Annotated in this window: 19 protein-coding genes; 15 read left to right on the top strand and 4 right to left on the bottom strand. The window is 72.2% G+C overall.

What is annotated here, in order from left to right; genetic code table 11:
• Positions 1-200: 200 nt before the first annotated feature.
• The 12 genes from ACIBST_RS10280 (at position 201) to tsaD (ending at position 10,751) form a co-directional block, all read left to right on the top strand.
• On the top strand, positions 201-1,604 hold the full coding sequence (locus tag ACIBST_RS10280; RefSeq protein ID WP_397170672.1) for a PhoX family protein: 1,404 nt from the start codon (positions 201-203) through the stop codon (positions 1,602-1,604).
• A gap of 13 nt (positions 1,605-1,617) precedes the next feature.
• Positions 1,618-1,968: a holo-ACP synthase gene (locus ACIBST_RS10275; RefSeq protein WP_397170670.1), complete on the top strand. Its 351-nt coding sequence runs from the start codon at positions 1,618-1,620 to the stop codon at positions 1,966-1,968.
• A gap of 116 nt (positions 1,969-2,084) precedes the next feature.
• Entirely contained in the window at positions 2,085-3,539 is a 1,455-nt protein-coding gene (locus ACIBST_RS10270) for an NAD(P)H-hydrate dehydratase (RefSeq protein ID WP_397170668.1), read from the top strand.
• A 61-nt stretch (positions 3,540-3,600) separates the two neighbouring features.
• Positions 3,601-4,749 carry an alanine racemase gene (alr, locus tag ACIBST_RS10265; RefSeq protein WP_397170737.1) on the top strand — a complete coding sequence of 383 codons (1,149 nt, stop codon included), beginning with the start codon at positions 3,601-3,603 and terminating at the stop codon, positions 4,747-4,749.
• A gap of 19 nt (positions 4,750-4,768) precedes the next feature.
• Complete coding sequence (locus tag ACIBST_RS10260; protein ID WP_397170667.1) at positions 4,769-5,821, top strand: alpha/beta fold hydrolase; 1,053 nt, start codon at positions 4,769-4,771, stop codon at positions 5,819-5,821.
• Entirely contained in the window at positions 5,821-6,273 is a 453-nt protein-coding gene (tsaE, locus tag ACIBST_RS10255) for a tRNA (adenosine(37)-N6)-threonylcarbamoyltransferase complex ATPase subunit type 1 TsaE (RefSeq protein ID WP_352318666.1), read from the top strand. Before ACIBST_RS10260 ends, tsaE begins: the two co-directional genes overlap by 1 nt.
• Positions 6,274-6,484: 211 nt before the next feature.
• A complete protein-coding gene (locus tag ACIBST_RS10250; protein WP_397170665.1) occupies positions 6,485-7,132 on the top strand; it encodes a hypothetical protein in 648 nt (215 codons plus the stop codon).
• A 3-nt stretch (positions 7,133-7,135) separates the two neighbouring features.
• Positions 7,136-7,672 (top strand): class F sortase, encoded by a 537-nt coding sequence (locus ACIBST_RS10245; protein ID WP_397170663.1) that lies wholly within the window; start codon positions 7,136-7,138, stop codon positions 7,670-7,672.
• Between the two features lie 10 nt (positions 7,673-7,682).
• Positions 7,683-8,612, top strand: coding sequence for a phosphotransferase family protein (locus ACIBST_RS10240; RefSeq protein ID WP_397170662.1), 930 nt, complete (start codon positions 7,683-7,685; stop codon positions 8,610-8,612).
• A gap of 27 nt (positions 8,613-8,639) precedes the next feature.
• The gene (gene tsaB, locus ACIBST_RS10235) at positions 8,640-9,284 is read left to right on the top strand and encodes a tRNA (adenosine(37)-N6)-threonylcarbamoyltransferase complex dimerization subunit type 1 TsaB (RefSeq protein WP_397170660.1); all 645 of its coding nucleotides are present in this window, start codon (positions 8,640-8,642) and stop codon (positions 9,282-9,284) included.
• A gap of 11 nt (positions 9,285-9,295) precedes the next feature.
• A complete protein-coding gene (gene rimI, locus ACIBST_RS10230; RefSeq protein ID WP_397170735.1) occupies positions 9,296-9,727 on the top strand; it encodes a ribosomal protein S18-alanine N-acetyltransferase in 432 nt (143 codons plus the stop codon).
• Complete coding sequence (gene tsaD / locus ACIBST_RS10225) at positions 9,720-10,751, top strand: tRNA (adenosine(37)-N6)-threonylcarbamoyltransferase complex transferase subunit TsaD (protein ID WP_357982706.1); 1,032 nt, start codon at positions 9,720-9,722, stop codon at positions 10,749-10,751. The genes rimI and tsaD overlap by 8 nt, the downstream gene beginning before the upstream one ends.
• Before the next feature lie 59 nt (positions 10,752-10,810).
• Here tsaD and ACIBST_RS10220 read toward each other — a convergent pair whose 3' ends face one another.
• The 3 genes from ACIBST_RS10220 to ACIBST_RS10210 form a co-directional block, all read right to left on the bottom strand.
• Positions 10,811-12,556, bottom strand: coding sequence for a hypothetical protein (locus tag ACIBST_RS10220; protein WP_397170658.1), 1,746 nt, complete (start codon positions 12,554-12,556; stop codon positions 10,811-10,813).
• 258 nt (positions 12,557-12,814) lie between these two features.
• Entirely contained in the window at positions 12,815-13,984 is a 1,170-nt protein-coding gene (locus ACIBST_RS10215; RefSeq protein ID WP_397170657.1) for a methyltransferase domain-containing protein, read from the bottom strand.
• Between the two features lie 129 nt (positions 13,985-14,113).
• Positions 14,114-14,611: a MarR family winged helix-turn-helix transcriptional regulator gene (locus ACIBST_RS10210; RefSeq protein ID WP_397170656.1), complete on the bottom strand. Its 498-nt coding sequence runs from the start codon at positions 14,609-14,611 to the stop codon at positions 14,114-14,116.
• A gap of 104 nt (positions 14,612-14,715) precedes the next feature.
• Between ACIBST_RS10210 and ACIBST_RS10205 the strand changes: the two genes are divergently transcribed.
• The 3 genes from ACIBST_RS10205 to groL all read left to right on the top strand — a co-directional run bounded on the left by ACIBST_RS10205 (position 14,716) and on the right by groL (position 17,745).
• Positions 14,716-15,570 (top strand): NAD-dependent epimerase/dehydratase family protein, encoded by an 855-nt coding sequence (locus ACIBST_RS10205; RefSeq protein ID WP_397170655.1) that lies wholly within the window; start codon positions 14,716-14,718, stop codon positions 15,568-15,570.
• 171 nt (positions 15,571-15,741) lie between these two features.
• Positions 15,742-16,056, top strand: a complete 315-nt coding sequence (gene groES, locus ACIBST_RS10200) for a co-chaperone GroES (RefSeq protein ID WP_226899011.1) — start codon at positions 15,742-15,744, stop codon at positions 16,054-16,056.
• 69 nt (positions 16,057-16,125) lie between these two features.
• Positions 16,126-17,745 carry a chaperonin GroEL gene (gene groL / locus ACIBST_RS10195; protein WP_352318685.1) on the top strand — a complete coding sequence of 540 codons (1,620 nt, stop codon included), beginning with the start codon at positions 16,126-16,128 and terminating at the stop codon, positions 17,743-17,745.
• Between the two features lie 228 nt (positions 17,746-17,973).
• On the opposite strand, the gene ACIBST_RS10190 is transcribed toward groL, so the two are convergent.
• A complete protein-coding gene (locus tag ACIBST_RS10190) occupies positions 17,974-18,453 on the bottom strand; it encodes an AAA family ATPase (protein WP_397170653.1) in 480 nt (159 codons plus the stop codon).
• Between the last annotated feature and the right edge of the window lie 152 nt (positions 18,454-18,605).

Raw genomic sequence — 18,605 nt, 5'->3', positions numbered from 1 at the left:
CGTTGTTCACCTAGGCAGCGTAGCGATGGGGGACAAATGCGATCATGGGCGGGTGCGGCGCGGCGGACATCCACAGCCTGTGGATAAAAACGTGGGATTACCAAAGCATGATTCCGGGAAGAAAGACCGGTCCTGACGATCCGGGCGTGCCGGAACCGGCGGGCGGCTACTGTTCCGGACGTAGCCTCCCGGGAGGTCCTGTGGATCGCCGTCGCTTCCTCGCCAACGTGCTGGCCGTGGCCGGGCCCTTCGCCGGGGTCGCCTGCGCCGGGGCCAGGGGCGGCGCGCGGCCCGCCGTCGGCTACGGACCGCTGCGACCGGTCGCCGACCTGCGCGACGGCAAGGTGCGCCTGCACCTCCCCGACGGTTTCCGCTACCGCTCGTTCAGCGCCGCGGGCGAGAGGTTCACCGACGGCTCCACCGTCCCCGGCAGGCACGACGGCATGGCGGCCTTCAGCGGCCCCAAGGGCAGCACGATCCTCGTACGCAACCACGAGGTCACCGGCCCGGTCGGCGCGTTCGGCGACAAGGGCGCCGCCTACGACCCGGCGGCCGGCGGCGGCACCTCGACCCTGCATGTCACCCGCCACGGCGAGGTGATCAGCAGCGCCCCCTCGCTCAACGGCACCATGACCAACTGCTCCGGCGGCCCCATGCCCTGGCGGGCCTGGGTGAGCTGCGAGGAGACGGTCAACGGCCCCGACGTGGGCGACGACCCATCCGGGAGCGACAACAGCAAGCTCAGGCGCAGGCACGGCTACCTGTTCGAGGTGCCGGTCGGCGGGGTCGCGAGCGCGCGCCCGATCAGGTCGGCCGGCCGCTTCCCGCACGAGTCGGCCGCCTTCGACCCCGCCACCGGAGCCGTCTACCTCACCGAGGACAACTTCTCCTTCCCCTCCGGCTTCTACCGCTACCTGCCGCCCAGGCACCCGATGCGGGAGGGCCGGCTGCTCGACGGCGGCCGGCTGCAGATGCTCGCCGTCGACGGCGAGCAGCGCGCCGACCTGTCGCGCGGGCAGCGGGCGGGGGTCTCCTACGCCACGCGCTGGGTGGACATCGACGAGCCCGACCCCCGCTTCACCGGCAGGCCGCCGTACGAGGAGGCCGTCCAGGCGGTGGGCCGGCAGGGGCGCGCGGGCGGCGCGGCGATCTTCGCCAGGCTGGAGGGCGCGGTCTTCCACCAGGGCGTGGTGTACTTCGTCTCCACCCAGGGCGGGGCCACCGCGCCGGGCGACCGGCCGCCTCCCGGGTTCGGCGACGGGCGGGGGCAGGTGTGGGCGTACGAGACGTGGAGCGGGCGGCTGCGGCTGGTCTACGAGTCGCCGCGCTCGTCGGCGCTCGACCTGCCCGACAACGTGACCGTCAGCCGGCGCGGCACGCTGGTGCTCTGCGAGGACGGCGACGGCGACAACTTCCTGCGCGGCCTCACCAGGACGGGCGAGATCTTCGACTTCTGCCGCCTCCAGCCGATCCCGGGCGATCCGGGCGCCGAGTTCGCCGGCTCGACGTTCGGGCCGGGCGGCCAGACGCTCTATGTCAACGTCCAGGCCGTCCGGGGGCGCTCGTTCGCCATCTGGGGGCCGTGGGAGCGCGGCCTGTTCTGAGTAGCCTGGGACGATGATCCTGGGTATCGGAGTGGACATCGTCGACATCGCCCGCTTCGAGGCGGCTCTCGAACGTACGCCGCAACTGCGCGAGCGGCTGTTCACCGACGTCGAACGGCCGCTGCCGGCGCACTCGCTGGCCGCCAGGTTCGCCGCCAAGGAGGCCGTGGCCAAGGCGCTCGGCGCGCCGAGAGGGCTCGGGCACCTGGAGGCCGAGGTGCGCTGCGACGAGCTGGGCAAGCCCGAGCTGCACGTGTCGGGCAAGGTCGCCGAGGTGGCCTACGGCCTCGGGGTCAAGCGCTGGCACCTGTCGCTCAGCCATGACGGGGGCGTCGCCGTGGCCTATGTGATCGCGGAGGGATAGTTTCGGATCATGCGCGCGAGGGGGTTCCGTCGCGTGCGGGAGCGGCGCGAGCGCAACGACCGGAGCGGGGGAAGGCGGCGGCATATGGCGACCGAGCAGCCGAACGGAGTGAGGCCATGAAGACCGCCTACACCGCCGACCAGATCCGGGACGCCGAGCGCACGCTGATGGCCCGCCTGCCCGAGGGCGCCCTCATGCAGCGGGCCGCCCACGGTCTCGCCGCCGCCTGCGCCGACCTGCTCGGCCGGGTGTACGGCGCCCGCGTCGTGCTGCTGGTCGGCAGCGGCGACAACGGCGGCGACGCCCTCTACGCCGGCGAGCGCCTGGCCCGCCGGGGAGCCAGGGTCGAGGCGGTCCTGGCCGGCGCGAAGACGCACGAGGGCGGCCTGCGCGCCTTCCGCGACGCCGGAGGCCGCGTTGCCGGCCCGTCAGCCGTGCGGGACGCCGACCTGATCGTGGACGGGCTGGTGGGCATCGGGGCCGCGGGCGCGCTGCGCGAGCCGTACGCCCGGCTGGCGCGGGAGGCGAACCAGGCCCACGGCACGATCGTCGCGGTCGACGTGCCGAGCGGCGTCGAGGCGAGCACCGGGCGGGTCGCGGGCGTGGCGGTGCGGGCGCGGGTGACCGTGACGATGGGGGCGTACAAGACGGGGCTGCTGGTCGATCCGGGCGCCGCGCACACGGGCCGGGTCGAGCTGGTCGACATCGGGCTCGGCCCCTTCCTGCCCGACCCCGACGTCGCGGCGCTGACCCGGGCGGACGTGGAGGACCTGCTGCCCAGGCCCGGCAACGAGTCCGACAAATACCGCAGGGGCGTGCTCGGGGTGGCCGCGGGCAGCGACCTGTACACCGGCGCGGCCGTGCTGGCCGTGGGCGGCGCGCTGCGGGCGGGCGCGGGCCTGGTCCGCTACGCGGGCACCCACGAGCCGGTCCAGCAGGTGCGCGCCCACTGGCCGGAAGCGGTGATCACGCCGCTCGACCGGCCGTCCGTCGAGGACGTGGGCCGCGTCCAGGCGTGGCTGCTCGGCCCGGGGCTCGGCACCGGCGACTGGGCGCACGAGCTGGCCGCCCGCGTGCTGGCCTCGGACGTCCCGGTGCTGATCGACGCCGACGGGCTCACGCTGGTGGCCCGCGACCGGTCGTTGCTGCGCAGGCGGGCGCCCGTGCTGATCACGCCGCACGCGGGCGAGCTGTCGCGGCTGATCGGCGTGAGCCGCGACGACATCGAGGCCGCCCGGCTGGAGCACGCCCGCCGGGCCGCGGCCGAGCTGGGCGTGACCGTGCTGCTCAAGGGCTCGACCACGGTGGTGGCCGAGGAGGCCAGGCCGGTCCGGGTCAACGAGACCGGCACGTCGTGGCTGGCCACCGGGGGCACCGGCGACGTGCTGTCGGGCGTGGCGGGCGCGCTGCTGGCCCAGGGGCTGTGCTGTTACGACGCGGGCTCGGTCGGCGCGTACGTCCACGGGCTGGCCGGCCGGCTGGCCGCCCGCGGGGCGCCGCTCACCTCGGCCGGGGTGGCGGCGGCCGTCCCGGAGGCCATCCGCTCCGTCCACGGCGAACCCTGTCCCTGAGCGGCGCGAACCGCGCTCGACCACCCGTCTGAGCTGCCACACTGGAGAGATGTACTCCTCGATGGCCACCCCCGCCGAGGCGCGGGTCGATCTGTCCGCGATCCGGCACAACGTGGCCCTGCTGAAGGAGCGGGCGGGCGGCGCCGAGCTGATGGGGGCCGTCAAGGCCGACGCCTACGGCCACGGGCTGGTGCCCTCGGCCAGGGCCGTCCTTGAGGGCGGCGCGTCCAGGCTGGGCACGGCCTTCGTCGCCGAGGCGCTGGCGCTGCGCGAGGGCGGCGTCACCGCACCCGTCCTGGCCTGGCTGATCACCCCCGGCGAGCCCCTCGACCGGGCCGTGGCACACGACATCGAGCTGTCGGCCGCCCACGAGGGCCTGCTCGACGAGATCGCGGCCGCCGCGCGCCGCGTGGGGCGTCCGGCCAAGCTGCACCTGGAGGCTGACACCGGCATGAGCAGGGGCGGCGCGCCGCCGGCCGCCTGGCCGGGGCTGCTGAGCAGGGCGCTCGCGCTGCGGGCGGAGGGCGTCGTCGAGATCGTCGGCCTGTGGTCCCACTTCGCCTGCGCCGACCTGCCCGGCCATCCCTCGGTCGAGCAGCAGCTGGAGGCGTTCGAGAGCGCGCTGAAGCAGGCCGAGCAGGCGGGCGCCGCCGGGTCGTCGGTGATCAGGCACCTGGCCAACTCGGCCGCCGTCATGACGCTGCCGGCCGCCCGCTTCGACCTGGTCAGGCCGGGCATCGCCATGTACGGCCTGAGCCCCGTGCCCGAGCTGGGCGACTTCGGGCTGCGTCCGGCCATGACCCTGACGGCCAGGATCGCGCTCGTCAAGCGGGTCCCGCAGGAGTCAGGGGTCTCCTACGGCCACCTCTACGTCACCGACCACGAGACCACCCTCGGGCTCGTGCCGCTCGGCTACGCCGACGGCATACTCCGGCACGCGTCGGGAAGAGCCGAGGTGCTGGCGGGCGGGCGCCGCCGGAAAGTGGCGGGCCGGGTGTGCATGGACCAGTTCGTGATCGACGTCGGCGACGACCCCTTGTCGCCGGGCGACGAGGTGGTGCTGTTCGGTCCCGGCGACGGGGGCGAGCCGACTGCCCAGGAATGGGCGGATACCCTCGGCACGATCACGCATGAGATCGTGACCAGGATCGGTTCCCGGGTGCCACGGGTCCACCAGCATGTGACGGCGGGCACTCCGGAGCGGCCATGAGCGGAGAAGGATCGGGGACATGACGACGACAACACGGCGGCGCAGGGTCGGAATCGCCGGCGCGATCGTCGGAGCGGCGTCGGCCGGTGTCGCGGCGGCGGCTCTGGCCAAGCGCTACGCGGTCGGCCGGATCAGGCTGCGGCACGACGAGGAGGCCAGCGAGCCGTTCGGCGAGCTGCGCGGCAGGGAGCGCACGCTCGTCACCTCCGACGGGGTGGCGCTCCACGTCGAGATCGACGGCCCCGAGGACGCGCCGCTGACGATCGTGATGTGCCACGGCTACTGCCTCAACCTCGAATCGTGGCACTACCAGCGCAAGGACCTGCGCGAGAACTACCGCCTGGTGCTGTGGGACATCCGCTCCCACGGCCGCTCGCAGCGCGTGACGGCCGACGACAGCACCATCGACCGGCTGGGCCAGGACCTCGCCGAGGTGATCGAGGAGTTCGTGCCCGGCCCGTGCGTGGTGGTCGGCCACTCGATGGGCGGCATGACGATCATGGCGCTCGCCGACAGCCACCCTGAGCTGTTCGGCAAGAAGATCCGGGCGGTCGCCCTCATCGCGACCTCGGCGGGCAAGCTGGCCGAGCTGACGCTGGGGCTGCCCGCGATGGTGTCCAAGGCCGTGCACAAGGTCGCGCCGTCCACGGTGTCGCTGCTGGGCAGGAAGGGCGCGCTGATCGACAAGACCCGGCACGCGGGCAGCGACATCGCGTTCCTGATCACCCGCTACATGGGCTTCGGCGACTCGGCGAACGTGAGCCCGACCGTGGTCGACTTCGCCGAGTCGATGATCAGGCAGACCCCCACCGAGGTGTTCGCCGCCTTCTACCCGGCCCTGATGAACCACGACAAGCTGTCCGCGCTGCACGTCCTCGACCCGGTCCCGACCGCCATCGTCTACGGCGAGCGCGACTGGCTGACCCCGCCCGACCACAGCAGGGCCATCGCGGCGGCGCTGCCCAAGGCGCAGGTCACCGAGATCCCCGACACCTCCCACCTGATCCAGCTGGAGCGCCCGGGGATCGTCAACGACGCGCTGCGCGACCTGATCAAGCGAGTGGAGTTGTAGTGCGACTGGCGACAGCGGAGGACATGCGGGCCTACGGCGCCCGCCTGGCGGCCCACCTGCGGCCCGGCGACCTGATCGTGCTGTCGGGCCCGCTCGGCGCGGGCAAGACCACGCTCGTCCAGGGGATCGCCGAAGGTCTCAAGGTACGCGGGCCGATCACCTCGCCGACCTTCGTGATCGCCCGGGTGCACCCGTCGCTGCGGCAGGGCCCGCCGCTGGTGCACGTCGACGCCTACCGGCTCGGCGGCGACCTGGAGGTCGACGACCTCGACCTCGACGCCTCGCTGGAGGAGTCGGTCACCGTGGTCGAGTGGGGCGAGGGCTTGGTCGAGGGGCTGGCCGAAGACCGGCTGGAGATCCACATCGACAGGGAGACCGGCGACGACGCCCGCCTGGTGACCCTGCGCGGGGTGGGCGACCGGTGGGCCGACACGCCGTCTGATCCGGCCTAAGGCTAAAACCTCCGTCAATATCCGGCAAAGCTGTCACCCTTGACGTACCTGACCGAAGACATAAATCATGATCGTTGGTCAGGGATTTGCCCAGAATTTCTGGGTATCAGGAGGGGCGACATCCGCTTTTTTGGTGGATGCTGGGTGCAAGACGGCAAAGTGGGGTGCGGCGGTGCTCAGGGTCAGGCGAGTCGCGTACGCGGGTGCCATCATGGTGGTCGGGCTGACCGGGTGTGCGGCCTCGGCCGAGACCACACCGACAGGCACACCGACGGCCACAGCCACGACGTCCACCACCGCCACCACGACGGCCACGGCCACGACCACCGCGACCGCCCCGCCGCCCACCAAGAGGCCGAGCATCGCGGTCCAGGTCAACCCCGACCGGGTCACCGCGGGGGAGACGTCCAAGGTCTGGATCCTGGCCAACTGCCCGCTGCCGTCCGGCGGGCCGGCCCACACCGGCACCGCGACCTCGCGGGCGTTCCTCAACGGCGTCCCGCTCAACCCCGTGCCGGCCGGGTCGGCCTCGCCGACCGCGACCAGCAGCCCGGCGAACGGCTCGCCCTGGGTCCGGGGCGAGGCGACGGTCTCCGGCACGGTCAAGCGCGGCTCGTACACCGTCGACGTCAAGTGCGACGGCACCAACGACGTCGGCAAGGCCACGCTCAAGGTGGCCAGGGCCGAGGCCGACCCGACCGGCGTGCCCACCAAGGCGCCCAAGGCGGGCGGCGGCGGCACCTTCGGCCGTGACGTCGACGACGAGTCCTCGATCCCGCTGGGCCCGGCCGGCGCGCTGGTGGCCCTGGTCCTCGTCGGCGGCGCGGTCGTGATGGTCAAGCGGCGCAGCCGGGCTTGACCGATGGCACGTCCAGGACGGGTGGTGCTCGCGGGCGCCGTCACGGGCCTGCTGCTGGTCGCCTTCGGCAAGAGCATGCAGAACTCCTCCACCCCGGCGGCGGGCGTGGTGCCCAAGAGCATCGACATCCCCTCGCTCGACCTTGAGGCCCCGCTGATGAAGCTCGGGCTGAGCAAGGACGGCGAGGTCGAGCTGCCGCCGTACGAGAAGCCCAAGATGGCCGGCTGGTACAGCGGCAGCGCGGTGCCCGGCGAGAAGGGCGCCTCGGTGATCATCGGCCACGTCGACACCAAGACCGCCCCCGCCGTGTTCTACAAGCTCAGGCAGTTGCGCAAGGGCGAGACCGTCAAGGTGGAACGCAGCGACGGCAAGGTCGTCAGCTTCAAGGTGGACGCCATCGAACAGGTCTCCAAGGACCACTTCCCCGCCCGGCGGGTGTACGTCGACGACGGACTCAAACTCGTCACCTGCGGCGGCAAGTTCGACTACGCCAGAGGCGAATATGTCGACAACATCATCGTCTACGCGTCCCGAGCCTGATCATGGAACGATGAGCACTGACCACAACCCGCCGGCGTCCGGGGCCCGCGTGCCCTGGCAGGAGGTCCACCCGCTGGTGCGCGAGGCGGTCGAGGGCTTCCTCGGCGGCCGCGTCGTGGAGGCCGTCACCCAGGAGGGCGGCTTCTCCCCGGCGGCCGCGGTGCGCCTGCGGACCGACGGCGGCCGGCGCGCGTTCGTCAAGGCCGTCGGCCCCGAGCCCAACCCCGACAGCGTGCGCATCTACCGCTCCGAGGTCAGGAACGCCGCCGCGCTCCCCGAGTCGGTCCCCGCGCCGAAGCTGCTGACGGCCTTCGAGCTGGAGGGCTGGGTCGCCCTGGTCTTCGAGGACGTCGAGGCCGTCCACCCCGCGATGCCGTGGCGGCGCGACGAGCTCGACCGGGTGATCACGGCACTGAAGGAGATGTCCGCCGCGCTCACCCCGTCGCCGATCGAGGCTCGCACGGTCGGCGAGGTCATGGGCGACTCCTTCCAGGGCTGGCGCAGACTGCTCGACGAGGACACCGCAGGGCTCGACCCGTGGGCGCTGCGCCACCTGCCCGAGCTGGCCGAGCTGGAGTCCGGCTGGGCGGCGGCGGCTGCCGGCGACACCCTCGTCCACGCCGACCTGAGGGCCGACAACGTCCTGCTCACGCACGACCGCGTCTACGTGGTCGACTGGCCCTGGGCCTGCCTGGCCGCGCCCTGGTACGACCAGGTGGCCATGCTGCCGTCGGTCGGCATGCAGGGCGGTCCGGCGCCGCACGAGCTGTTCGACGATCCTGACCCGGCGGTCACCGCGGTCGTCGCGGCCCTGACCGGCTACTTCGTCCGGCACGGCCGGCTGCCGGATCCGCCCGGCCTGCCCACGCTCAGGGCGTTCCAGCGGGCGCAGGGAGTGGTCGCGCTGGAGTGGCTGAAACGGCGTACCGGCTGGGTGTGACCCGTCCGGCGGGTAGGCTAAACAGTCGTGCTGGTCCTGGCCTTTGATACCGCGACGCCCGCCGTCACCGCCGCGCTCCACGACGGCGAGCGGGTGCTCGCCGAGTCCACGACGATCGACGCCCGCCGCCACGGCGAGCTGCTCGTCCCCACCATCGAACGCGTGCTGACCGAGTCGGGCGCCGCGCTGCGCGACGTGACGGCCGTCGTCGCGGGCAGCGGCCCCGGGCCCTACACGGGCCTGCGCGTCGGGCTGATGACCGCCCAGGGGCTCGCGACGACGCTCGCCGTGCCCGCGTACGGCATCTGCACCCTCGACGCGGTCGCCTACGGCAGCGGGCTCGGCGAGCCGTTCCTGGTCGCCACCGACGCCCGGCGCAAGGAGGTGTTCTGGGCGCGCTACCAGGACATGCGCACCCGCGCCGACGGCCCGTTCGTCGACCGGCCCGCCGACGTGCCCGTCGATGGCCTGCCGGTCGTGGGCGCCGGCGCGGGGCTCTACCCCGACGTGCTGGGCGGCCACGACGCCCCGCCCTACCCCTACGCGGGCGCGCTGGCCGCGCTGGCCGCCGAGCGGCTGGCCGCGGGCGTCCCGCTCGACCCGCCGCGGCCGATCTACCTGCGCAGGCCCGACGCCGTGGTGCCGGGCGCGCCCAAGAAGGTGACGGCGTGAGACTGCGGCCGATGACCGAGGCCGACCTGCCCGCGGTCATGGCGATCGAGCGGGCCACGTTCCCGCTCGACGCGTGGAGCGAGGGCATGATGCGCGGCGAGCTGGCCGACATGCCGCGTTCGCGCCACTACGTGGTGGCCCTGGCCGACGACGAGATCGTCGCCTACGCCGGCATCGCGGTCGCCTCCGACCAGGCCGACGTGCAGACCATCGCCGTGCTGGAGCAGCACCAGGGCACCGGCTTCGCCAGCGCGATGCTGACCGAGCTGCTGGCCGAGGCGCGGCGCAGGGGCGCGCGCGAGATCTTCCTGGAGGTACGCGCCGACAATCCGCGCGCCCAGGCGGTCTACCGGCATTTCGAGTTCGAGGAGATCGGCACCCGCCGCCGCTACTACGACGACGGCACCGACGCGATCATGATGAGAAGGAAGCTGGATGGCTGACGCACCCCTGGTCCTGGGCATCGAGACGTCGTGCGACGAGACCGGCATCGGCATCGTCAGAGGCCACACGCTCCTCGCCAACACCATCGCCTCCAGCATGGACGAGCACGCCAGATACGGCGGCGTGGTGCCCGAGGTCGCCTCCCGCGCCCACCTGGAGGCCATGACGCCCACGGTAGAGGCGGCGCTGGCCGAGGCGGGGCTCAAGTTCTCCGACATCGACGCCATCGCCGTCACCGCCGGGCCCGGCCTGGCCGGGGCGCTGCTGGTGGGCGTGGCCGCCGCCAAGTCGTACGCGCTGGGCCTCGGCGTGCCGCTCTACGGCGTCAACCACCTGGCCGCCCACGTGGCCGTCGACCAGCTCGAACACGGGCCGCTGCCCAAGCCGTGCATCGCCATGCTGGTCTCCGGCGGCCACTCCTCGCTGCTGCTGGTGCCCGACGTGGCTCAAGACGTCATCTCGCTCGGCTCGACCGTCGACGACGCGGCCGGCGAGGCGTTCGACAAGGTGGCCCGGGTGCTCGGGCTGCCCTTCCCCGGCGGCCCGCACATCGACCGGGCCGCCCGCGAGGGCTCCGGCACGGCCGTCACCTTCCCCCGGGGCAAGATCGACGACGGCACGCTCGACTTCTCCTTCTCCGGGCTCAAGACCGCCGTCGCCCGCTGGGTCGAGGCGCGCGAGGCGTCCGGGCAGTCGATCCACGTGCCCGACGTGGCCGCCTCCTTCCAGGAGGCCGTGGTCGACGTGCTGACCCGCAAGGCGTTGCAGGCGTGCAAGAAGTACGACGTGCACGACCTGCTGATCGGCGGCGGCGTGGCGGCCAACTCGCGGCTGCGGGCGCTGGCCCAGGAGCGCTGCGACGCGGCGGGCGTGCGGCTGCGGGTGCCCCGGCCGGGGTTGTGCACCGACAACGGGGCCATGGTCGCCGCCCTGGGCTCCGACCTGGTGGCGGCGGGCATCACGCCCTCGACCCTGGAGATCCCGGCGGACTCGTCGCTGCCCATCACGACGGTTCACGTCTGAGCCCTGGCGGGGCCTGAGGCCGGCGGTGAGGCGCGGGACGTGCCCCACCGCCGGGCGGGTCAGTCTTTGGTCCTGGTGGGCCGGAGCAGGGCCTCGGCCAGCGCCAGCATGGTCTCCTCCAGCGCGGCCAGCCGCTTGGTGAGGTCGTCGGTGGCCGGCTGCACGATGCCGCTGACCGTCTCGCTCAGCTCGTCGCGGTCGGGGCGGGAGCGCACCAGCTCGGTCAGCGCGTCGGCGGCGGCCGACAGGCGGTCGGCCTGCGCGCCGGCCTGCGACTGGATGAGCTCGCCGACCCGCTCGGGGATGGCCAGGGCGGCCGGGAGCTGGCTGACGTGCTGGTTCATGGCCTCGATGCGGTCGTCGACCGACTCCAGGTGCTCGCCGGCCTGATCGGCGCGCGCGGCCAGGCCGTTGAGGTGCGTGTCGAGGCCGTTGAAGCGGCTGTCGAGCCCGCTGAACTGGCCGTCGAGGGTGTCGAACCGGGTGATCAGGTGCTCCTCCGCCTCGACCAGCCGCTCGTCGATCGACTCCATCTGGTTGTCGAGCTTGTTGAAGCGGCCCTCGCTGCGGACGGCGGTCTCGGCCAGGCGCTGGTCGGTGGCCGAGGCGCGGTCGTCGAGCGAGCTGAGGCGGCCGTCGAGGGCGTCGAAGCGGTCGTCGTGGCGGACGAGGTGGCCGTCGATGGCGCCCATACGCTTGCCGAGGCCGCCGAGCTGGCCGTCGACCGAGGTGAGGCGCTTGTCGACGCCGCTGATGCGGCCGTCGACGCCGTCGAGCCTGGTGTCGATGTCGGCCAGACACTCGTCGGCCGACTCCAGCCTGCCGTCGAAGCCGGTGAGCCGGGTGTCGAGCCCCATGAGCCGGCCCTCGACCCGGTCGAGCCGGGAGTCGACGCCGTCGAGCCGCCCGCTGAGCCGCAGCTCGCTCTCCCCGAGCTGGACGGCCAGGTGCTGGTCGGCCTCGTCGAGGCGGGCGGTGAGCCGCTGCTCGACGTCGGCCAGCCGGACCGTGAGCCGCTGGTCGCCCTCGTCGAGCTTGGCGGCCAGGCGCTCGTCGGCGCGGTCGAGGCGCTCGTTCAGGCGCTGGGTCAGCCGCTCGTCGGTCTCGTCGAGGCGGCCGGCCAGGCGTTTGTCGGCCTCGTCGAGACGGGCGGCGATGTGCAGGTCGGTGTCGTCGAGGCGGCCGGTCAGGCGCTGCTCGGCCGCGTCGATCTTGACGGCGACCTGCTGCGACGTGGCCGCGACGCTCTCGGCCAGCTCGCCGACCACGCTCTCGACCCGTTCGGCGCGGCCCGACAGGTCGGCCACCGACTTGTCGAGCCGGGTGAAGCGGCTGGCCGCGGCCTCCATGCTCGAGTTGAGCTGCGTCAGCTTGGTGGCGAAGTCGGACATGTTCTGGGTGATGCCGTCGGTGGTGTCGAGCACCGACTGCAGGCGTTTGAGCGCCTCGTCGACCGCCTCGCCCACGGTGCCCAGGTCGGCCCACAGGCTCGGCAGCTCGGCCACCGGCGCGACCCGGGCGTCGACGTGGCCGATCTTCTCCCCGACGGCGTCGACGTGGTCGCGCACGGCCTCGACGTGCTGGGCCAGGCCCTCCGCCCACATCGGCGGCTTGGCGGTGATGTCGTCGAGCCGCCCGCTCACCGCCTCCAGCGTGCCGCTCAGGCCCCCGAGCTCGCGTTCGCGCACCTCGCGCAGCAGCCACTCCATGCCTTCAAGACGCTGGCGGATCTCGTCGAGCACGGCTCCCTGGGTGCGCTGCTCGTAGACATGGTCCTGGGCGGCGCGCGCGAGGAGGTCTCGCATCCTCTCGGAGATGGCGGACTGGCCGCCTGCCTGAAGAAGGGTGGTGTGGTTGGAATGGTCCACCGAAAGGCTCCTTCGCTCGCCGACGGTCTGCCGCGCAGCGGTGGGATAGGTCCGGTTTGCAGATGAAAGGGCGAGTACGCGGGTTACCGCATAAGGGGGAGAACTCCCGCCCGCCCACCTTAGCCTTTCGATCAAGGTCAGGCGGCGTCGAAGTGAAAGATCGTATTTAGCGGAAGAATGACCGCTTTGGAGCGTTCAGGCAGGTGAGAGGGGGTTGCAGATGATAACTGAAGGCTTATCGAGAATGCGGGTCAGGATAATGACGACCGAGTTCTCGCCGGAAAGCCGGAGATCGGCGCGCAGGCGTTCGATGTCGATCGCGGACGCGCGTTTCTTGATGGTGACATTTCCGATCCGCCGTTCGCGGAGAGCCGCGCGGAGCTTTTTCAGCGAGAACGGCATGACCTCGTCCACTTCGTACCCGGAGGCCCAGGGGGTGTGGCTGGGCTCGTCGGCGGTGATGTAGGCGATCATGGGGTCGGGCAGGCGTCCGCCGATCAGCTCGGCCACCTCGCCCACGAGGTGGGCCCGGATCGCGGCGCCGTCGGGCTCGTAGACGTAGCGGCCCATCGGGCCGACGGGTGCCTGGACCCCGGTGGCGGTCAGGGTGTGCCCGCCGGGCAGCAGGGTGGCGCGCCGGGCGGGGCCGGCGCCTTCGCGGGGGCCGGTCCAGAGGGTGGCCTCCTTGACCTCGCCCTTGTAGGAGACCCATTCGGCCTCCGCGCCCTCGGGGATGAACTCGTACGGGATGCCGGGCGCGACCTTGAGGCAGGCCCGCCGCGCCCGCGCGACCAGGTCGAGCACGACCGGCCAGGGCGGCGAGTAGGCCATGGGGTCGAACGTGCGGCCCTTGCCGCTGCGCCGGGCCGGGTCGGCGAACAGCGCGTCGTACTCCTCGGGCCGGACCAGCGCCGCGTCGCCCACGCGCACCCGCACCCGTGCGGACAGCCCGAGCGCGTCGGCGTTGGCGCTCGCCACGGCGACGGTCAGCGGGTCGAGGTCGACGGCGTCGACCTCGCAGCCGGCGCGGGCGAGCGCCAGCAGGTCGCCGCCGACTCCGCAGCAGGCGTCGATCACCCGTCCGGCGCCCATGCGCCGGGCGCGGTGGTCGGCGACCTCCCGGCGGGTGGACTGCTCCAGACCATGCGGGGTGAAGTACATGACCGCGGCCTCCGCGCCGAACTTCGCCGCGGCGCGCTCGCGCAGCGCCGCCTGCGTCAGCGCGGCGGAGGTGAGCGCCGCGTCGTAGGTGCGGCGCAGCCTGGTCGCCGCCGCGACCGGATCGGTCCCGGCCAGCTCCGCGGCCTCGGCGAGCGCCCGCTGCCCGCGCGGGGTCAGCAGCTCGCCGAAGGCGTCGAGATCCATGTACGCACTCCGCTCACAACTCGGGATCACTTGCGGCTCGGGGCCATTCGTGGCTCGGAACGCCCGGAATCGGGGCCGCTCGCGGCTCGGACCGCTCGTGACTGGGCGCCGCTCCTGGTCCGGGGTCGCTCACAGGGAGGTGTCGCCCAGGGAGACCAGCAGGCTGCGCAGCAGCCCGGCCAGGGCGTCCCGCTCGTCCTCGGACAGGCCGGCGAGCAGCCGCTCCTCGTTGGCGGCGTGCAGGACGAGCATCTCGTCGGCGACCCTCCTGCCCTCGTCGGTGAGGGCGACCAGCGTCATGCGCCGGTTGTGCGGCGCCGGCCAGCGGTGGACCAGGCCGCGCCGGACCAGGTGGTCCATCCGGTTGGTCAGCGCGCCGGGGCTGACCATGGCCGAGGTGGACAGGTCCTTCATGCACATGGTCGCCTCGGCGCCGCTGCGCAGCAGCGTGGCCAGCATGTCGAACTCCCACGCCTCCAGCCCGTGCTCGGCGAAGAAGTCCTTCACGCCGCGCTCAAGCAGGCGCGAGGCGCGCGAGACCCGGCCGATCACGCCCATCGGGGACACGTCGACGTCGGGCCGTGTCCGCGCCCACTGTCCGAGAATCACGTCCACCGCGTCATCCACGTGGCTCACCCTACCAAAGCTTCGATGTTGAAATGTTCGGCATCGTGCGGTACTGTCCACGACGTCGAAATGTTCAACGTAGAAATTTTCGAGGTAGGATCATCATGAAGGTGCTGGTGCTGGGCGCGACGGGGTACATCGGCGGCGCGGTGGTCGAGCGGCTGGCCGAGCAGGGGCACGAGGTGGCCGTCCTGGTGCGGCCCGCCGCCGACGGGTCCCGGCGCGTGCCGGGCGTGGCGGACGAGCGTCACGGAGACCTGGCCGACGTCGCGGGGCTGGCCGCCGCGATCACCCCGGACATCGACGCGATCGTGGTCGCCGCGCAGCTCGGCGGCGACAAGGAGGCCGACCTCGCCGCGATCGGCGTGCTCGCCGCGTCGGGCCGGAAGGTGGTCTTCACCAGCGGCGTGTGGGTGCTGGGCGCCACCGCCGACGGGCACGAGGGCAGCCCGGCCGACCCGATTCCGCTCGTGGCGTACCGGCACGAGATCGAGCAGCTGGTCATCGACGGCGGCGGCTCGGTGATCCGGCCCGGCGTCGTCCACGGGCGCGGCGGCGGCATCCCCGCCGTGATGCGCGCGCAGGCCGCCGAGCGCGGCGCCGGGGTCTACGTCACCGACGGCGGCGAGCCGCACACCTGGACGTTCGTGCACGTCGACGACCTGGCCGAGCTCGTCGTGGCCGTCCTGGAGAGGGGCGGCGCCCGCGTCTACCACGGCATCAGCGAGGAGGCCGTGCCGGTCGCCGAGGTGGCCGAGGCGGCGGCCCGGTCCGCGGGCGTCAAGCCGCAGGCCGAGCCCTGGCCGCTGGCCGAGGCGGCCCAGGTGCTGGGGGCGGGCTTCGCCGAGGCCCTGGCGCTCGGCCAGCGCATCAGCGCGACACGCACGCGCGCCGAACTCGGCTGGAACCCCTCCCGGCCCGGCGTCGTCGCCGATCTGACCGAGGGTTCCTACGTCTGATCGCTCTGAGCAGACGCGTTCGTGTTGACTGTCAAGGCCCTCTTGCATATGTTTCCTGTTGGCACTCTCACCTTGAGAGTGCCAACGTGCGACGAGGCAGGTCTGACACCCGCGACGGCAGGCCCCGCTGGTCGCCTCTTCTAGATCATTCAAATCTGAAGGGGAGGTCCGATCGTGACGACCGCCACCAAGGTTCCCGTTAAGCCGCTCGGCGACCGCATCGTGGTTCAGCCGCTTGAGGCAGAGCAGACCACCGCTTCCGGTCTGGTCATCCCGGACACCGCCAAGGAGAAGCCGCAGGAGGGCAAGGTCCTCGCGGTGGGCCCCGGCAACTGGGATGAGGACGGCGACAAGCGTATTCCGCTCGACGTCTCCGAGGGCGACGTCGTCCTCTACAGCAAGTACGGCGGCACCGAGGTCAAGTACGGCGGCGAGGAGTACCTCGTGCTCTCCGCCCGCGACGTTCTCGCGATCATCGAGAAGTAAGCCGGTTGTGTCGAGCCCCGGGCGCTCTTGAGGGCCCGGGGCTTTCGACGCCAGGAGAGGACTTTCAGCATGGCGAAGATCCTGCAGTTCGACGAGGACGCCCGTCGCGCGCTTGAGCGCGGTGTCAACGCCCTCGCGGACGCCGTGAAGGTAACCCTCGGCCCGCGTGGCCGCAACGTCGTCATCGACAAGAAGTTCGGTGCGCCGACGATCACGAACGACGGTGTCACCATCGCTCGTGAGATCGAGCTGGAGGAGCGCTACGAGAACCTCGGCGCCCAGCTCGCCAAGGAAGTTGCCACCAAGACCAACGACATCGCGGGCGACGGCACCACCACCGCCACCGTGCTGGCCCAGGCCATGGTCCGCGAGGGCCTGCGCAACGTGGCCGCCGGCGCCTCGCCGCTGTCGCTCAAGCGTGGCATCGACAAGGCCGCCAAGGAGATCAGCGACCGGCTGCTGGCCAGCGCGCGCGAGGTGGGCGACAAGAAGGAGATCGCCAACGTCGCCACCATCTCCGCCCAGGACGCCAAGATCGGCGAGCTGATCGCCGAGGCGTTCGACAAGGTGGGCAAGGACGGTGTCCTCACCGTCGAAGAGTCCAACGCCATGGGCATGGAGCTCGAGTTCACCGAGGGCATGCAGTTCGACAAGGGCTACCTGTCGGCCTACATGGTGACCGACCCCGAGCGCATGGAGTCCGTCCTGGAGGACGCGTACATCCTGCTCACCCAGGGCAAGATCTCCTCCATCGCCGACTTCCTGCCGCTGCTGGAGAAGGTCGCCCAGACCAAGAAGCCGCTGCTCGTGGTCGCCGAGGACGTCGAGGGCGAGGCCCTGGCCGTCCTGGTCACCAACAAGATCCGCGGCACCTTCACCTCCGTGGCCGTCAAGGCCCCGGGCTTCGGTGACCGCCGCAAGGCGATGCTCCAGGACATGGCCATCCTCACCGGCGGCCAGGTCGTCAGCGAAGAGGTCGGCCTCAAGCTGGAGCACGTCGGCCTCGAGGTGCTCGGCACGGCCCGCCGCGTCGTCGTCACCAAGGACGCCACGACCATCGTCGACGGCGCCGGCGACCAGCAGGCGATCGAGGACCGCGTCAAGGAGATCAAGATTGCCATCGAGCAGTCCGACTCCGACTGGGACCGCGAGAAGCTGCAGGAGCGCCTGGCCAAGCTCGCCGGCGGTGTGTGCGTGCTGCGCGTCGGCGCCGCCACCGAGGTGGAGCTGAAGGAGAAGAAGCACCGCCTTGAGGACGCGATCTCCGCGACCCGCGCCGCGATCGAGGAGGGCATCGTCTCCGGCGGTGGCTCGGCCCTCATCCACGTGGGCAAGGAGCTCGACGACCTCGGCCTGACCGGCGACGAGGCCACCGGTGTCGGCGTCGTGCGCCGCGCGCTGGTCGAGCCGGCCCGCTGGATCGCCGAGAACGCCGGCCTGGAGGGCTACGTGGTGACCCACAAGGTCGCCGAGCTGCCCGCCGGCCAGGGCCTCAACGCCGCCACCGGCGAGTACGTCGACCTGATCGCCCAGGGTGTCATCGACCCCGTCAAGGTGACCCGGTCCGCGGTGCAGAACGCGGCTTCGATCGCGGGCATGCTCCTGACGACCGAGGCGCTCGTGGTGGACAAGCCCGAGGAGGAGGCTCCGGCCGCCGGCCAGGGCCACGGCCACGGTCACGGCCACTGACCGGCTGTTTCCCCCGCGCCCGTACGGCCCGCCCGGTTCCACCGGCGCGGGCCGTCGGTTTTCCACAGCCCGTCCCGGTTCCCTGGGGGCGGGCCGTTGGCTTTCAAGACCCGTTCCTGGCTTCGCGGGTGTGGGCCGTCGGCCTTCCACGGCCGTCCACGGCCCGCCCGGGTTCTCTCCGGTGGGGGCCGTCGGCTTCTTGCGGTCCGTCCCGGCTGCGAGCCTCGGTTACGGCTTTGTTTGTGCGAGGTTCTCAAGCTGCTGGACGACGCGGTCGATCGGGGCGGACGCGTCGATCTCGAGTGTTGAGGTGGCTCTGAGAAGCGGTTCCACGTCGGCCAGGTCGCGCAGGACGGCTTCGCGTTCCTCGGGGCGCTTGCCGAAGGGGTTGTTGGTGCGTGTCGCGATGGGAGCGAGCATGACCTCAGCGGGCGCGCTGAGCAGGACGACGTGGTCGAATCGCGGGTAGAACCGGCCCTGATTGGACTTGCAGCCGGCCACGAAGAGGGCGCCCTCGCCATGGTCGGCGAGCAGGTCGCTGATGGCCGGCTCGCGCCACACCCAGTCGGTGGATCCGTCGGGCAAGGTCACCCAGTGGCTCCACTGGTCGGTATCGGTGTCGACGGCGCGATGGCCCCGGGCCGCCAGCATCTCCAACGCCGTGGACTTACCGGTTCCCGACATCCCCGTGACCAGGATCTTCGCCATCGGACGAGGCTACCGGACCGTCCCGGCCTCGGCCGGTTTCGTGTCAACCACGTTGGCGATCCGGTGGCGCCGACTCGGACCACGGAAACCCGCTCGGCTCGCTGTGCCGACCGCCGCCGGTAAGTGATCACTGTGTTGTGACGCCCCCTCGA

Origin of the sequence: Nonomuraea sp. NPDC049684, from assembly GCF_044465345.1 — a bacterium.
Taxonomy (GTDB): Bacteria; Actinomycetota; Actinomycetes; order Streptosporangiales; family Streptosporangiaceae; genus Nonomuraea.
Note: the sequence above shows the minus strand (reverse complement) of the source record. Positions and strands in the feature narration are given on the sequence as shown.

Coding starts and splice junctions, on each gene's coding strand:
- ACIBST_RS10275 (WP_397170670.1), top strand. CDS start 1,618: ATGATCCTGGGTATCGGAGTGGACATCGTCGACATCGCCCGCTTCGAG.
- ACIBST_RS10270 (WP_397170668.1), top strand. CDS start 2,085: ATGAAGACCGCCTACACCGCCGACCAGATCCGGGACGCCGAGCGCACG.
- alr (WP_397170737.1), top strand. CDS start 3,601: ATGGCCACCCCCGCCGAGGCGCGGGTCGATCTGTCCGCGATCCGGCAC.
- ACIBST_RS10260 (WP_397170667.1), top strand. CDS start 4,769: ATGACGACGACAACACGGCGGCGCAGGGTCGGAATCGCCGGCGCGATC.
- ACIBST_RS10250 (WP_397170665.1), top strand. CDS start 6,485: ATGGTGGTCGGGCTGACCGGGTGTGCGGCCTCGGCCGAGACCACACCG.
- ACIBST_RS10245 (WP_397170663.1), top strand. CDS start 7,136: ATGGCACGTCCAGGACGGGTGGTGCTCGCGGGCGCCGTCACGGGCCTG.
- ACIBST_RS10240 (WP_397170662.1), top strand. CDS start 7,683: ATGAGCACTGACCACAACCCGCCGGCGTCCGGGGCCCGCGTGCCCTGG.
- rimI (WP_397170735.1), top strand. CDS start 9,296: ATGACCGAGGCCGACCTGCCCGCGGTCATGGCGATCGAGCGGGCCACG.
- tsaD (WP_357982706.1), top strand. CDS start 9,720: ATGGCTGACGCACCCCTGGTCCTGGGCATCGAGACGTCGTGCGACGAG.
- ACIBST_RS10220 (WP_397170658.1), bottom strand. CDS start 12,556: ATGCGAGACCTCCTCGCGCGCGCCGCCCAGGACCATGTCTACGAGCAG.
- ACIBST_RS10215 (WP_397170657.1), bottom strand. CDS start 13,984: ATGGATCTCGACGCCTTCGGCGAGCTGCTGACCCCGCGCGGGCAGCGG.
- ACIBST_RS10205 (WP_397170655.1), top strand. CDS start 14,716: ATGAAGGTGCTGGTGCTGGGCGCGACGGGGTACATCGGCGGCGCGGTG.
- groL (WP_352318685.1), top strand. CDS start 16,126: ATGGCGAAGATCCTGCAGTTCGACGAGGACGCCCGTCGCGCGCTTGAG.
- ACIBST_RS10190 (WP_397170653.1), bottom strand. CDS start 18,453: ATGGCGAAGATCCTGGTCACGGGGATGTCGGGAACCGGTAAGTCCACG.